We start from the raw sequence: 15,538 nt of genomic DNA on the forward strand, positions 1-15,538 counted from the left end.
GGGGCGAAAAAAAGCCCGCTCAGTGGCGGGCTTCGTTGGGGCGAGTGATTTATCGGGCTATGCCCAGAGGGTCCAAGTAACTTTGCGAAGGTCTGACCAAGAACTTCTGGCCGTTCTCCTGCTGTATGCGTTGCTCTGTCCTGCGCAGCGAGCCGGGGTTCAAAGCCTCTTGCACTGACCAAAGGAACAGATGGTCCATGGCGATGCGCGTATAGAACAGGTTCAAGAACGGGGTGTTGTTCTGGGCCAGGCGCAGCGCTGATGACGCGGCGTCGTCGCCAGATCGAACCCTGGCCCACAGGTCCACCAAGTTTGCGGCAGTGCCCAGCGTCGGCCCGGCCACAGTTTCCAGTGGCTTGTTGCCAAAACGACTGACCTCACCGAACATAAAATCACCCATGATCCCAAACCCGCCGCCCTGGGTCATGGCGGCAATCCACGTTTTGGGATCATCTGCCGGACGGGGCTGGCGTCCCTTGACGGCGTCCTTGGCCGACATAGACAGATATCCGAAGGCCGTGGTCCACAGCAGCAACTGAGCCATGGCTAGGCGCTCGCCATTGCCATTGCGCAGGGCGGCGATCAAATCCTTGCTACCACGGTAACCCTCGCCCAGCGGCGTCGGCGCGTAGCCTCGGCCATACAGCTCCCGGCCCAGGGTCTTTTGCATGTACGCGGCGGGGAAACTTTTGAAATGGGTCATGAAGCGGTTGAGCTCACCCATGATCGTGCCAGGACGGGAGCCTTGGTTCATTATTGAACGTGTGCGAGCGTCCGGCTCTAGAACGGCATAACTCACCCTGTCGTTGATGTATGCGCGCAGACTGCGCTCCAGGCCCTCACGAGTTTCCCGGATAGCTGCATCAGAAACCTTGCGGCCCTGCTCGGCGAGGTAAGAGCTGATACGCTCGTCAGGGATGACCTTGATGCCATCGGTTGTCATGTAGTCCCGACCGTCAGCCATACGGGTATCCATCCCGCGCAACAGATCCCACTTTCCGGCGTCGAGGTCGTACAGGCCCAGCGTACGGCGCAGGCTAGCGTCCATCGTGCCCCACGCTCTACCTTTGTTCTGCGCCAAGTTGTGGGCCATCATCAGGCCCGCGCTTGCCTTGTTGGCATCCGTCCACCAGGACAGGCCGTTCAGCTTGAAGAACAGCGACATCCCTCGCGACATCTTCCCGCCCACAGAGTCATCGGCAGAAAAACGCCGCATGATCTCCCCTCGCATCGAATCCGCATACACACCGAAGCTCGACAAGATTTCTCGTTGTTCCAGACTGCCGCGGCCCTTGACCAGACCTGCGGTCATCTCACTCAATGCCCCAAGGAAGTTCTTGCCTTGGTAGCGCATTTCGCTGGCGGCAACTGGAAGGTCCATAAAGCTCGACAGCAATGCTCCACCCAGCTTGGATAGTGATTGCCAGACTCTGACATTGGCTGACACCCTGGCGCCCCATGCGCTGCCGGGGATGCGTGTAGCGCCGCTAACCTCGGAAAATCGGTTGGCAATCATGTTTTGACGGGCAGTGTTGAAGTTGGCCAGGGCCTTCGGGTCGCCAGACTTACGTACATCCTCCTTGATCACGTCCATGGCCATGTTCAGGTTGGCTTCTGGGTTTGTGCCCAGGCGCCGCATCAGTGCGGTGTTCTGCCCGGACAGGTCAAGGCCGCGCAATACCGCCTCTCGAAGGTTGCCGGTTCCGAACAGCGTGTTGTATTCGTGCCAGGCCACCCCGTCTTTGAAGTGCAGAACACGTTCCTGGCTGATCTTCTTGGCGATGTTGGCCGGGCCTTTGAAACCGTTTGAGGGTTTGTCACCTGGCGCCTTGAGGTGGTCGCCAGACACTAGGCCGTCATACACGCCGCGCAGGAACTGGGCGGGGTTGGACACATCGTCGAACGTGCGAGGATCTAGCCGGGGCTGAATTTCCTCGAGCCACTTGTCGAACCCTGCAGAACCGATCTTCTCGCCGTCGTGGCTTTGGCGGGCAATGTACCCTGGCAAACTGCCGATGTTCGCCCCGGCGCGGTTTGCATCAATGCGTGCCGCCTCCTGATACTTTTGGATGATGCGGGCAATGCTAACCACTTGGTCATTGAGCTTTGATGTATCCAGGTCATTGCCGATCCGCCATAGAGCGTCAGCAATATCAACGTCAGAATCTCCCTTGGCCAGAATGCCCACCAAATCTTGGCGCTCCAGGTCATGGGTGAACCCGCCTATGTATGCATCACCTAAGGCCTTCTGCTCTGCTGCCACCGACATCCGCGATCCTTGACGGGCCAGGTTGGTGCCAACCAACAGCGACTCAATACCAAGGTCAGGCCGGTCGGCAAAATTGTTCCGCACAAAGGAAATGATCTCGCCGCGGCGCCGAAGGTTGATCAGCGCATTGCGCTTCTCAATCAACGCTGCATGCTGGGCTTGCTTCCCAAGTTCATCGGCGGCACGGAGTGTTGCTTGCTCCATGCCCAGGGCGCCTTCCCTGGCCATAAGCTCCTTGGCTCTCCCCCGCAACAGCTCAAAGAGCTCGACAATTTCTTTGTCTTCGAGATTGCCAGCAGCAGCCCGTACAGCGTCGATGCAAGGGTTCATAGCGCGTTCCTTATGTCGCATACGGCGGCGGCGCGGTATGCCTTCGAGTATTGTTCGGCCCTATCGGCTTGAGCCTGGGCGGCTTCCGCTTCATCACGGCCGACGGCCAGCACGTCAGCCCTATCCTGTTCTGGGAGTTGTTCCAGCATTTCCTTGACTAGGGCCTCGTCCTCGTCGAATTGCTGCCGGGTGGCTTCGAAGTCATCCTGAGGCTGGGCCTTAGGCGCACTGTCCGCGCGCAGGCTCTCGGCCTGGCCTTCAGGATCAACCCGGCGCGCCAGTGGGCGTTTGACGTACTCCATTGCGCCGGCCGCCTTGCCTGGGGATTCCAGGTCAAACAGGGCCTGTACGTCGATATCCCGACCACTCACTGCCTGCGCTACGGCAGTGCGCAACGCACTGTCGCGCACGGTCCAGTCGGCCTCTTGAACTGTTTCCCGAGCAGTACGGACGGCCGCACCAATAGGCCGCTGCTGATACCCAGCCATGATTTGCTTGGCCCGGGCTTCAATCTGCGGCCGCAATCGGTCTGGAATCTCGCCACGGTCAAGCAATCCGAGGTCCCTCCGATCAAACTCGCCGGCACGGTTGCGCTCCAGCGCGGTATTGATTTCGGCCTGCCTGGTACGGATCTGCTCACGCTCCAGGGCAATCGATTCGCGGGCCTGACGCTCGGCCTGCTTGCGGCTCACCCGCGGGCCCTGCAACTCCTTTGCCCGGTCCCGAAAGGTTGCGTCTAAGGCCATGTCCCGCTGGGTGAGCCCCAGGCCCTCAAGCCTCAAATCAGCAACGTTGCCCACGCGCTCTCCTGCCAGCGTCGGGCGGATCTCGTCGATAGCCTGCCGCTGAGCAGCGCGGGCGAGCGTTGCCTGATCCGCCTCCAACTGCCTGGACATGGAACTGCGCAGCGCCATTTCGGGGTCCTGATCGAACAGCCGCTGGAAGTCAGCAGCCCGCAGGGATTGACCCGATGGCAGATCCTGGCCCACCTGGCGCTCTCCCGCATTCAGCACTGTCTCAACGGCCGGTGGTTCGCTGGCGATCCGCCGGCGCAGCGCATCGGAGACAGCACCGCCAACGGTATGCAGGCCGCCGCCGAGAATCCCGCCCAGCGCGATGTTGGCCAGGGAGTCAGAAAGGCCGTATTCAGTTTGGTCTTGGCTGGCTGCAAGAAGCGGCAGCGGCTCGATGATTGCGGCGCCAACGGCCCCCTCAACAGCCCCGACACCGGCACGAACTCCGGCGCGCCCAAGCGGCGAGGCGGCACGTCCAAGCATTGCCGCATACCGCGCTTCGCCGACCACCGGCACGAATGCCGAGGCAATGTTTAGCGGGTCAAGTAACGAAGCGGCAACACTGGCACCGAGTTGAGTCCCGAATGATCCGCCGTTTGCTCGTACCATGACTTGCTGGCGGGCGGCCTGTTCCCGGTGGCGCTCAATAAGGATATCAAGGGCGCCTTGGCGGATGCCTTGCTCGGGAATTTTGATATCGAGACCCATGCCGGCAACACGCTCTCGTGCGGCCTGTGCATCCATGATCGGAGTTTCAGGCTCTGCGCGGCCGGCATCAGGGGCAAAGTAGGACTCTGGCCCAACAACCATTGCGCGCCCCTGCTCCTGGCCGGCCAATTCCTCAGTACGCACCAGCGACGTAGTAGGGTTGGTACTGAATGCGCTGCCGAACGCTGCATCCCATACCTCGCCCGATTCTGCCGGGATGTCGAGCATCGTCCGCCGGTCAAGAACCGGAGCATCACCTGCATAGATAGTCATGGAAGAAGCCCCATAGGCGCGATACGGTACTTATCGGGCTCGCGCAGGCCGTTCTGCTGTAGTTCGGCCCAACTGCGGGTGATAGGCTGACCGTCAGCGCCGCGCACGCGGTAGCCGTTCAGGGTCAACGAAAGCCCGGTCTCGTCCTCGTTCGGAACCCACTGCCCACTGCTCTGCAAAGCGTCGTGCAACTGCTTGCGGTTCTGTTCCTCCGTGACGCCGGCGAACCCAGGCAGTGGCATCAGTTCGTCAGGTTTGATCTGCCGCATTGCTGCGGTGGCGCCACGGCTGACAGCCTCGGTATCCTGGGTCTTTGGAACCCGGTACGTGCCGAAGAAATCGTATTTGTCGTTCAGCATCCCATTCACGACTTTTTCAGCAGCTTTTTCGGGGTCCATACCTTGCAGCACATAGGATGTGGCTGTTCTGGCAGCGGCTTGGTACATGGTGTTGTAGGTGCTGATACCGCCAGACTGGCCTTGCAGCGACTGAGCGAAAGGCGCCATAGCGGTAGATACCGATTGCATGATTGAGTCTTTCTGCCCCTTTTGTAGGCCTGCGTGCAGTTCTTTATCGTTGATGGACGCTACCGACGCCATCCGCTCAGCTACATCCTTGGGTAACCCGGTGGCAATAACCTGGGCCTCGGCCGGGAGCTTGTTGCCCACCTGCTGCAACACCGACGGGAAATCCTTGCCCCACAATTCTTGCTGCTGCTCGATCATGGTGGCCGCGTTCTCGCCACCATTGATCTGGTTGTTGAAGTTGGCAACCAATTGGTCGGCGGCTGCATCCGGCAACAGCTTGGGCTGGCTCACGCCAAGGCGTTGCTGCTCGGCAAGAGTGGCTCTGGCGTATGCTTGATATGCCTCAGGCGTTCCGTCCTGCTGAGCAACCGCAAAGGCCTGCTGGACGGTCGGGCTGTACTTGGCCACATAGGCGGCAGGGTCGGTCTGCTGCTGCTTCATCAGTCGAACCCCGACATTTGTCAGGTGCTGATAGAGCTGGCTGTCTTCCTTGAATCCCTCGCCCACAGTGCCCGCGCCGTAGCGCTTTGCCTGCTGATTGTGTAGAGACTCGGCGTAAGCCGTCGCATCATCCGGATTATCGAACTTGCCCAGGTGCTTGCCGGTGCGCAGGTAAGTCTGAATAGCCGCCTCGTCACTGAGGATCTTCCCGTCATCACTGACCGTGGGTATCAGCACTTCCTGCCCATCGAAGTTCGCCGATATTGACCGTACGGTGCTGATTGATCCGTCAGCGTTTTTCACGGTTGGTCGTGCGTTGAGATCGATATTTCCCTGCTCAAGCATGCCTGTGGCCTTGTCGCCGTAGAATACTCCGGTGTCTTTTCTGGCGGGGTTGAACTTGTCGAGGATCTGTTGTCTTTCCTGCGGATCGGCGGTAGCAAACTCACGAATTGCCGGGGCCAATGCCTGAACCTTGGAAAATCGTTCGTATTCCTTGGCTCCCTTCTCAGGTCCGTACGCGGCTGAGAAGTCCACTTTCGATGGGGGATTATCGAAGTCCAAGCCCTGGGAATAGGCCGCGCTGGCATCCTGAACCCGGCTGCTCAGCTCCATGCGGTTGATGGCCTGCATCTGGCGAGCCTCCACCTGGCGCTGGCGTGCCTCGGCCTCAAGCCGGCGGAAGCCCTGGTCGATACCGTTGCTGGTGCGGATTTGATCCTCTGCCGTCATCGTGTCCTTATAGGCCTCAAACAGCCCCTTTGCCTTCTGCGGCGAGTCGATCAGCATCCGCTGAATAACCGCGGTGGACATTCCGCTATTCGCCTTCAGGCGCTCTGCCTGCGCAGCCTCCGGCGATAACCCGAGACGCTCGGCCCTGCTGGCCAGCACCGCGTCAGTCTTCGCCCTGTAGGCCTGGACTTTGGCCGGGTCCTGGTACTCCAATGCAGCGCCCTGCATCGACGTTTCAAGCTGCCCCTGCTCGACCTGCCCGAAATAGCTCTGGCGCTCTCCATACTCATAACGATTCAGGTCGCTCGACAGTGAGTTGCGCCGGCTGTTGACGATCTGCGCATACCTGGCTTTCTGCTGATCGTTGGTCAGAGTTTTGGCAATCTCTGCCTGGGCCTTTTCGAATTGATCAAGGGTCTGATTCGTGACATCCAGGGCGTTCTGTCCCTTACGGGTGTAGACGCCCTGCTCTCCGAACATGGTCTGCTGTTGCCACTTGGTCAGTTTGTTGTCAGCGTCCATCAGCAGCGCGGTATCGGCTTTCTCACGCTCCTTGTCCATGAGCATCTGCGCGCCGCGCCCGAGCGATTGAAGGCCCTGAGCAATAGAGGTGGTATCAGGCGCAACGCCCTGTAACTGAATAGGCCGGGTTGCCTGCTGCTGAACTTGCGGAACTTCGTATGTCGGGACCCGTGGCATTATCGACCCCCCGCAAACGAACCAAACGCACTGCCAATCCCGCCAAGGATTGAACCCATAGCGGCGGTGTTACCGTTCTGCACAGTTTGGTTGGCATTCAACAGATCCTGGCGCGCCTGAACGCGATAGCCGTAGGCCTCGCGTGCAGCGTTGTTCTGGATCGTCAAGGCGTCCAGTTCGCCAAGCATGGCGGTATCTTCCTGAATCTGTGCGGCGCTGCCACTGTTCACGTCAATGCCGTTGGCGGCCTGAACGCTGCGCTGAGTACCCACGGCTTGCCCGGTGCGAACGCGCTGCCAGTCAGCCGACGTATCACCCGCGTTCAAGATCTCCTGGGCGGTCTGACGCTTGAAGCCGGCATTCTGCTGCATCATGTCAGATTGGAATCCAGCGTTCTGCTTCTGACCTTGGGCTTGCAGAAGACTGCCGCCGATAGCGATAGCAGCCGGAATTAATGCCATCCAGCACATGGTTATTCCTCTCGATTCAGCGTAAAGGGGTAGAACGGAAGGCGCTTAGGACCATACGGGACGGCCTCGCCGAAGTTGAAACCCAGCCATTTCAACCAGCGGATGGCCGAAGTGTTGCGGGCGTCGACGTAGTTGATGAGGTGGCGGTGCCGGGTAAGCATCCCTTGCACCTCTGGCTTGCAGACCTTTAGGAATGCACGGGCGTGGCGCTCCACGTGCGTGGTGCTGATCAGCCAAGGCACGCCTATGGAACCCAGGACGCTGTGCACTGCATCGCCGAACACCGCGACGATGTGCCCGTCTACTACGATCTTGCGGGCGTTGAGGCTATCGTTGATGCCTTCCAGCAGCTCCATCTCCAGAGAGACGCCCAGCCCTTCGACGATCTCGTCGATATCGGCCTGACGCACATCACGCAGGATGGCCGGAATGTCCTCGGGTTCAATGGGCAAAACATCAGCGGCCGCCAATGGTCACCTCCGGAATCACCGCAAGGACCGACAACGGCAGCGGGTCGGTTTGGCGAATGAACACTCGCCCCTTCCCTTGCCAGTCGTTGGAGATTGGGATTTCAGCCTGCCCCGTCAACAACTCAATGGGCGACTCATACTCGTCGCGATCAGTCTTGCATTCGTACAGGTGATTTTTGTCCTTCCCGGCAAATATCCCTCGCGACTCCTCAACCCGCACAGTCAACCCAGTGACGGCAATCTTCTTGTCCAGAACCGTCTCGTTGGCGTTTTTCAGCTCAAGGTCAAGGGTCTCCATGTCAGAGGTGTACTGCAGGCCAACATGGGCAATGCCAGCGGCTTCTTGCAACACAATCGAACCACTCGATACAACGCGCTGCGGGTGAACGCTGCCGTCGGCAAGTATGGAAACAGTCTTTCCCTCAAGGTGCCCCAGACCTGACAACGTCTTGACCTGGCGAGCCCAAGTCGAAACCGGAACAGAGCGCAGCGATTCAGGGCAGATGATGAGCAGCTTCACCGTGACCACACTGGCGCTGGTGTATCCAACAACCTCTACCCTGACTATATCGGTGGCTTTGTCGCCGTTCGCGTCAGTGACAACAGCCTTCAACGAATAATTGACGCCGACGCTTCCTACGGTGAACGGTGCATGCCCCACGGCCGTCATGGTGACCACCTCAGGAAAGCCCCAGGTCGTGCCACCAGATAGCGTGAAGGTCTTGGCGGTGTCGGTGTTGCGACCGTCGTACGTCAGGCCGCAATCGACGAAGAATGCATCTTCAATGCTGGTGATCTGCCGGCTGGCCATGCGCTCTATGTATCGCTTCTGCACGCCGTTGATGTTTCGGCGAACCACCATGTACAGCACGTCTTCCTGGCCCTCTGGGATGCACGCGATGGACTCAACGAAACCGTCGGTGTCGTGCCAGTGCCAGCCAACAAGCTGCTGTTCCGGGACATAGGTCATCCCCAGCAGCACGCCGTCATCGCGGACGTACCACACAATCGAGTCCGGAACCTTCTGATAGGCCACGTTCGTCAGCTCTTTGCCCTTGAATAGGTGGGCACTAAACAACGTCAGGTCATCGGCGGCGAACCCGTCCGCATTCAGGGAATAGCCGAACGAAGACACCCGGTTGCCGCGCGCCTGGACGTAGACGGCACTATTGCCTACCACCACGGGCGGAACGATCGATGAGCCGTCGTAACCCTCAGGGCTTGCCTGGACGGTCTTGGCTGACAGTCCAGTGTCGCCGCCGGCAATGGTGAACTCGGCTCCAGTAGTGAGTGCAATCAGCTTGCGCAGGCCCAGCAGGTGTCGAACGCGGTTCACCTTGTTGCTGCTCAGCGTGAAGGTGATGGCGTCGTCATCCTTGTTCGGCACCGAGTAACCGAAGTTCTTGAACAGCCCGGTCTTGCTGGTCCATACCGTCTGCGGCTTTAAATCGCTGCCAGCGAATATCAGGCGCTGCTGGTAATACACCACGGCGCCCGGGTAATTGCCGGCACCCACGAACGGGTCATTCCCATTCGGTGGCGTATCGGTCTTGATGGCTGTGATGTTCTGATCGGTGAAGGTGGTACCGGTGGCGCGACCGATAAACCCGTAGATCCCTGCGCCAGCGTTGTCCTTGTAGACGATGTAGTAGGTAGCTCCAGTAACCGCCGCCCAAGTGATGGTTGCGGAGGCAACATCAGCATGACTGGTGATCGGATTTGAGGTGGCCGGCAGCGATTCATCCAATGTATTGCCGTCATCCAGGACCGCCGTCACTTGGTAGCGCCAGGTCTGCGGAACGCCTGAGCCGCCGCCTGAGACTGCTGTTGCGGATGATGGTGCGGCAATGCGCGGGGCCAGGTTAATTTCGGCTGTGGTCCAATTGTCGTGCGCTAGGCGGTTAAGCTCCCGCGGCTTGTACGCCGGCTGGGCAAACGTCATCACGTCGGCTGACTGTGTGAAATTCAACAGAGTCAGGTCGTTCTGCGTGTATGGCAATGCCAGTTCGAATGGCTGACCAACGTTTGGACCAGAGCTGTACAAGACCTGCCCGCCATCCTTGATAACGCGCATGTTCAGGTCGCCGAAAGCCAACACGTATGTCTGCACATCGTTGAACTGAAACGGGATGAGCCGGCAGCGCTTGGTCGAATCTTTTACTTCAGCAACCAGGCGAGTACCAGCCCGGTTACGCACGCCGCCGTATGGCATCACCATGAAGTTGCGGCAGAGCTTCAAACCTGTGTAGTAACGGGCAATGTCGGTGCGGGCGCTGGCCGATGGCGACAGCTCGCCCGCCGCAAAGGTCGGCTGCAGTACTCCGCTCATGCTCGCACCGTAATGAATTCAGATTCAGGCTCTACGTCGTCCTGGGATTCTTCGAAGGCGGAACCTTCGGCTAGGGTCAGGGCCATCTGGTATTGCTGGGCCGCAAACTGCTGCAGGTCAGACTTGGAACTGAGCGGCAACGCCAAATCCATTGCCAAGCGCCAGGCCAGCGCGTCAGCGAACTGCGGGTCAAAGAGCGTTGAGTCCTCGACCTTGAAGGTAAAGCGGCACGAAGCCTCGGGTTGATCGGTGTGAATCACGCGACCGCCGGCGTCATATCCAATCTTGAAGGGGATCTGCTGATCGATTGACAGCGCCCGACGCCAACCTGGCTGAACGATGTCTCGCACTTGCAAACAGTCTGAAGGGTAGCGATAACGGTAGGCCCAGCCTGGCGCAGGACTGCCCAGGCTAGCCAGTGCAACAATGGATTCCGCGAACGGCCAAGGGAACGCCTGCAGCACCAGCTCACGCAGCGGGCCATAAAACACTCGGCACAGTTCAGCGGCCTTGCTCTTTTCCGTGAACGACACGATTGGCTGGGTGTAAGCAACCCGCGACAACGCGATGTTGCAGATCTCTACGTCGCTGGACATTCGGGAGCCTCAGAAATAGAAAAGGGCCCCGAAGGGCCCTGAGAGCTGCTACTTGCAGTCAGGCGTCAGGCAGTTGGCTGTCGCCCTTTTCATCGCCGGCGCCCCCGGAAACATCACCACCAGCGTTCAATCGAGCCACTTCGGCTTCGGCTTCATCCTTGTTGCCGGTGAACTCGCCAAAACGCTCACCATCCTTGTCGAGGATGATGTAGCGGCCACCACCATTGTGCTTGGCGGTGTACTCGGCAGCCGCTCCAGCACTCGCGCTTACTGCTGCCGAAGCCCGGGAAGTCAGCTGTTTCAGGTTGCCGCCAGGGCTATCGATTTCCAGCACCAGTGTTTCACCCGGCTCATAAAGCTGGCCGTTGATAAACGACCGCTCCAGCACTTCATATTTCTTAGGCATTGGTTTGCACTCCGGCTACCACGCCAGCGGTTACCTTGCCCAGGGTGGGCGCGGTGCCGGTCACGGTGTAGTTGAGGCGCAGATAACGTTCGGTCTTCTGCGGCAAGGTGATGACTGGCGCTTGGTAGCCCAGCTTCAGGTCAGCCAGCGGGACTACAACCTGGAACAGGGAGCGCGGGGAACTGAAGCCCGAGTTGTCATCGGTCTGCACGTCGATGGTGAGACTGGTCAGGGTGTTGAATGTTTCAACAACCTGGATCAGCAGGGAAATATCACCGGCACGGCCCACGTCTTTGGTGTCGCCGCGATCAATGATGTCGGTCGATGCAGCCGTAGCAGTGATTGCCTGGGCGCTCGACATGAGCAGCTTTGCGTCGAAAAGCATGATGGTTTCTCCGAAATATGGGAAAACCACGCAGTCGTTAAACTACGCGGGCTTCGGTGTTCAGCAGTGCGTCAACACGCTTGATTGGGATGCCCAGGAACTCGGGGATCTTCTTGCCGGCGTATTCGCCGATAGTCAGATTCACGTTCTTGGAGTTCATGGCCTGCAGGTGCAGGAAGGTTTGCAGCGTGCGGTTGGCGTAGATAACCGTACGGCCCTCGCCCTGCATTGGGTTTTCCAGCAGGTAGTAGGCCTTGATCATCTGCTCGATCAGCTTGGCGCCGGTCGCGCCGTCAGCGGTCAAGGTGGTCACGTCGATGTTCGCGATACGAGCGTTGGCCCGCCAGTCACGTACCGACATGCCGATATCCCACTTGAAGTGGTCGCGGTAGGCCTGGTATTCGCCGCCGACAGCATCCTTGACAGTATCTTCACCGAGGTTGCGATGCTGGAAGCCGGCCACGCTACCCTTCGGATACAGCAGGTGAGTGGTCATTTCGCCCCAGGTAACGAACCAGAGCGATGCGTTGGTGGAGCCGGTGCCGCCCGCGTCGATGATGTTCGCGCCGGATTCTGCTGCCAGGCTGTTATAGCGCGGCGCCAGGCCGAGGAAGGCCTCAGGCTCAGAACCGGTGTTGCCGTAGAACATGTAGCGCGCGGCCTTGTTGTTGAAACCTTGCAGCTTTGCGATGTTCTCGGACACGCGGAAGGCGTCGGCATTACCCGACAGATCGGCCAGGGCCTTATCCACCAGGCCGTAGTCTTCCATCATGCCAGTGGTATCGAGTACCGGCACGGTGGTGGACTTGCTTGGCTGGATGCCCTTGTTGAACAGGCGCCAGGTCGGCTCAGGAATACCCGAACGCATGGTGGTCTTGTGCTTGGAGCCGTCGTTGCACTCCTGGTACTCGGCGTCCATGAGGATATCGTTCTGCTTGGCCATCAGCTCGACGATCTTCATGATCTTCTTCTGGCTGTCTTCCCGGCTGAACTTATCCAGCAAGGTCGGCATGGTAGAGGTCAAAATGCCCATCTGTGTATCTCCTACGGTTGGTCAGGGCCTTACTTGAAGGCGTCGATGAGACTCATCTCTTTCGGTGTATTGGTCTGGCTGCCGGGCATGACGAACTTGTCTTCCGAGATAGCCGCGCTGATGCGGTGGCAGAACTTGAACAGCGCCGGGTGGTTGCCCAGCCCGGAGGTATTCAGCAACTCGGTCAATGCCGGATCGCCGAAGGACTGAATGACCTTGACGGCACTGGCTACGCTTTTCTCGTAGTTCTCGCCGCCGACTTCTGGGTCACTTTTGATTGATGCAGCCCAGTCCTGGGCCTGCTTGGTGACCGCGGCCTGGTACTGCTCGGCCTGCTTGGTCGCAAGTTGGGATTGGAAGTCGATCAGTTGCTGGGCCTTGGCCTGCGGGATGTTCAGCTCCTTGGCCAGGTTCTTGAATTCGCCCAGGACTTCGGTGTCCATCTCCATGCCCTCGGGCAGGGTGAAGTCCTCGTAGGCTTCGGGAGCGCCAGTGAGCTTGGCGTCAGCCTCAGTCTTGGCCTTTGCGTCAGCTTCCTGCTGGGTCAGCTCCTTGGTTTCGGTTGTTGCAGCCTCTGCTGTGGCTGTGGCAGGCGTCAGCGTGGTGGTGGCCGTTGCTGCTTCGGTCGCTGTCGCTGTGGTGGAAGCTGCGGCAGCCTCACCGCCACCAGCAGCACCGGTTTCTGCTTCATTCATGTACACGCGGCCAAGCAGCTTCATCATCAAAGCACTCATTCATCTGTCTCCTGGGGTTGTTCGGGGGTCGACTGCGGCGCGTTCTCGGCAGCCATGACCGCGTACAGCGATGGAGTCAGGTCATTCACCTGGCTCAAAAGAAGAAGGCCAACATTGCGTTGGCCTTCGTTGAAGTTCGTGATTGCGTCCGTGGGCCCTATTGAGCCCTGGAACAGCCGGCAATGGCCGAGGGTTCGCCACATAAATCGGCGCCCGCGGTGGTCGCTCATCAGCCACTTGAAGTCGGCGATGTCCTGCAGCTCCTGTTCGGTTGGTTGCTGCTCGGCCATCACATAGCCCCTGCAAGCGCCGTCAGGGCGTTATCGCCGCTGGTGTCTGTCTGGCTAAGAATCTGGGCGCCCTGAATGGCGCTGCCGAGCTCCTGCTGCATCTGCTGGGCTTGTTGTTGCTGAGCTCGCTGATCGCGAATCTGCGCGACCATATCGTCAGCGCGCACCATGGTTGGGGGAACACCGATCAGTTCGAAGTACTGGCGCATGGCTTCGTCGCCGTCGAGCAGGTCGAGAGGTTCCAGGCTTTGTGTGGTGGTGGCCACGGAGCCGGCAAACCCAATGGCACGCTCGATACTGGATACGCCAATGGCTTTCTGTGCCTGGGCCAGGATGCTGGTGAACTCGATACGCAAGTCCATGTTGGCCAGCTCTTTTGGCGGAGGTGGCAACAGTGGTGCACCAGGCAACATGCCGGTCCAGCGCGGAATGGACTGCTCCAGCATCTGGTTGAAGTACATGTCTACCAGCGGGTCGAGTAGGTCATCGGTCTGGCGCTCCAGCACTGGGCCGAGCATCAGCAGCTTTTCTTCCTTGCGGGTGGCGATCTCGTACGCGGTGCGCACGCTGTCCATCTGGCTGATCATGAGGAACAAGTCGACGAAGAACGCGGTGTCGATGATCGAGCTGTCGGCGGCAATCTCGCCACGCAGCTGGCCAAGCCACGCGGGCTGAACTTCATACAGCGGCGCAAACTTGGCGCCAACCTGCATGTCATTGAGGTAAGTGATGCTTCCAGGAAGAATCGAGGCCCGCTGATTCTTGAGGCTGGCCGGCGCACCCATCGGCGGCCGGACACCTTTCTCCAGCAGTTCAGCCTTACGGCGCTCCATCAGCTGGATAGCCTTGGTGGTGCCGATGCACATCGAGCCAGGCCCAGTGCCGTACACGTCTTCACCCAGCACATCCCAACGCGGCGCCATGACCGGAAACACTTTGAAGCCGGATTCACGCAACATCGAATCCTTGTCGCCGCTCTTCTCCCAGTACACGGAGCGGAACGGCATATTTGTGTTGTCCTTGCGGCCGGGCTCGCGGGTATCGTTGGGCTCGATGCCATGGCAGATGTCGATCCAGGCGTCAGGCTTGCTGCTGAGCAGGTTCTTGGACGCGGTGTCCATCTTGTCCTTGCCGAACTGCTGTTCCATCTGGCGAGCAGTCATGCGGAAGTCGCGATAGAGCGTGTCCACTTGATTTCGGCTGTTGTTGGCCAGCATGTAGCTGCCGACGGCCAGCGGGTACGAACGCAGCAAGTCGCTGTCGTCCGGCATCACCACCATTGGGGCTGTGCCGAAAATTCCTTCCTCGCTGTAGCGGTTGGGCAGAACGCTGTACAGGTTCGACCTGGCCATGACTTCACGCATGGCAGTCTCGGCAGCGAACAGCCAAGCCTTGACCGGCGCGTAATCCATCAGGCCAGGATCGGGAGTGCCGAACTTGACCCAGGGCGATGACGGGTTAGTCATGCCGGTATGCATACCAGCGCCCAGCGTACGAGCCGCGAACGTGGCCTGCGGATTGATGATCTTCTGATCGCGGCGCTTGCCGTCGTTGGTGTCGGTGTTGTACCAGCGTCCGGAACGTGGGCTGATGAAGTCACCCAGTTCCTTCCACTCGGGCAGCCAGTTGCTGTCGCGCTCGCTCTTGAGAGCGGTATAGCGCTTCTCGCAGCGTTCGCGCAGGGAGTCGGCCAACTTACACCCCCAGCAACGTTTTCTGGCCCGTGCTGGCGCCGCCAAGCACGCCAGACGACCCGGTCAAGATGGTGCCGTTCTGGCCAGACTGGGCCAAACGACGCTTGCGCTCGGCCTCAACAGCTGCCTGAACGGAGTCGCTTGAGGTCGTGGCCGCCGCCGCAGTGGAGCCAACAGAGCCAGCAGCTTCAGATGCCGCCTTTGCCAGCTCCTTGTCGCGCTCAGCCTTATTGAACATGCCGGTTTTCTCGCCAAACATGTTCGGAAGGCCCATACCCTCCAGGAGTACGTCGCCGCCACGCAAAGGGTCGAGCTTGACCACCTTATTGACCAGTTTCTTGATGCTCTTTCCGCACAT

The 15,538-nt window shown here is 59.5% G+C and carries 14 protein-coding genes; all 14 read right to left on the minus strand.

Annotated features, from left to right (window positions below):
• Nucleotides 1–49: 49 nt before the first annotated feature.
• Nucleotides 50–2,599 carry a hypothetical protein gene (locus tag KHO49_RS16395; protein ID WP_213665336.1) on the minus strand — a complete coding sequence of 850 codons (2,550 nt, stop codon included), beginning with the start codon at nt 2,597–2,599 and terminating at the stop codon, nt 50–52.
• Nucleotides 2,596–4,374: a hypothetical protein gene (locus tag KHO49_RS16400; RefSeq protein ID WP_249735662.1), complete on the minus strand. Its 1,779-nt coding sequence runs from the start codon at nt 4,372–4,374 to the stop codon at nt 2,596–2,598. The genes KHO49_RS16395 and KHO49_RS16400 overlap by 4 nt, the downstream gene beginning before the upstream one ends.
• Complete coding sequence (locus tag KHO49_RS16405) at nt 4,371–6,641, minus strand: hypothetical protein (RefSeq protein ID WP_213665337.1); 2,271 nt, start codon at nt 6,639–6,641, stop codon at nt 4,371–4,373. Before KHO49_RS16405 ends, KHO49_RS16400 begins: the two co-directional genes overlap by 4 nt.
• A gap of 131 nt (nt 6,642–6,772) precedes the next feature.
• Entirely contained in the window at nt 6,773–7,243 is a 471-nt protein-coding gene (locus tag KHO49_RS16410) for a virion core protein, T7 gp14 family (RefSeq protein ID WP_213665338.1), read from the minus strand.
• Between the two features lie 2 nt (nt 7,244–7,245).
• A complete protein-coding gene (locus KHO49_RS16415) occupies nt 7,246–7,713 on the minus strand; it encodes a phage protein Gp13 family protein (protein WP_213665339.1) in 468 nt (155 codons plus the stop codon).
• A complete protein-coding gene (locus tag KHO49_RS16420; RefSeq protein WP_213665340.1) occupies nt 7,700–10,042 on the minus strand; it encodes a phage tail protein in 2,343 nt (780 codons plus the stop codon). The genes KHO49_RS16415 and KHO49_RS16420 overlap by 14 nt, the downstream gene beginning before the upstream one ends.
• Nucleotides 10,039–10,638: a phage connector family protein gene (locus KHO49_RS16425; protein WP_213665341.1), complete on the minus strand. Its 600-nt coding sequence runs from the start codon at nt 10,636–10,638 to the stop codon at nt 10,039–10,041. The genes KHO49_RS16420 and KHO49_RS16425 overlap by 4 nt, the downstream gene beginning before the upstream one ends.
• A 58-nt stretch (nt 10,639–10,696) precedes the next feature.
• Nucleotides 10,697–11,044 (minus strand): hypothetical protein, encoded by a 348-nt coding sequence (locus KHO49_RS16430; RefSeq protein ID WP_213665342.1) that lies wholly within the window; start codon nt 11,042–11,044, stop codon nt 10,697–10,699.
• On the minus strand, nt 11,037–11,429 hold the full coding sequence (locus KHO49_RS16435) for a Bbp16 family capsid cement protein (RefSeq protein WP_213665343.1): 393 nt from the start codon (nt 11,427–11,429) through the stop codon (nt 11,037–11,039). Before KHO49_RS16435 ends, KHO49_RS16430 begins: the two co-directional genes overlap by 8 nt.
• 37 nt (nt 11,430–11,466) lie before the next feature.
• The gene (locus KHO49_RS16440) at nt 11,467–12,462 is read right to left on the minus strand and encodes a major capsid protein (RefSeq protein WP_213665344.1); all 996 of its coding nucleotides are present in this window, start codon (nt 12,460–12,462) and stop codon (nt 11,467–11,469) included.
• A gap of 29 nt (nt 12,463–12,491) precedes the next feature.
• Nucleotides 12,492–13,196, minus strand: coding sequence for a hypothetical protein (locus KHO49_RS16445; protein WP_213665345.1), 705 nt, complete (start codon nt 13,194–13,196; stop codon nt 12,492–12,494).
• The gene (locus KHO49_RS16450; RefSeq protein WP_213665346.1) at nt 13,193–13,486 is read right to left on the minus strand and encodes a Bbp19 family protein; all 294 of its coding nucleotides are present in this window, start codon (nt 13,484–13,486) and stop codon (nt 13,193–13,195) included. The genes KHO49_RS16445 and KHO49_RS16450 overlap by 4 nt, the downstream gene beginning before the upstream one ends.
• A complete protein-coding gene (locus tag KHO49_RS16455) occupies nt 13,486–15,180 on the minus strand; it encodes a portal protein (RefSeq protein ID WP_213665347.1) in 1,695 nt (564 codons plus the stop codon). The genes KHO49_RS16450 and KHO49_RS16455 overlap by 1 nt, the downstream gene beginning before the upstream one ends.
• 1 nt (nt 15,181) lies before the next feature.
• Entirely contained in the window at nt 15,182–15,538 is a 357-nt protein-coding gene (locus KHO49_RS16460; RefSeq protein WP_213665348.1) for a hypothetical protein, read from the minus strand.

The organism is Pseudomonas sp. RC4D1 (genome assembly GCF_018390395.1).
Classification (GTDB): Bacteria; Pseudomonadota; Gammaproteobacteria; order Pseudomonadales; family Pseudomonadaceae; genus Aquipseudomonas; species Aquipseudomonas danubii.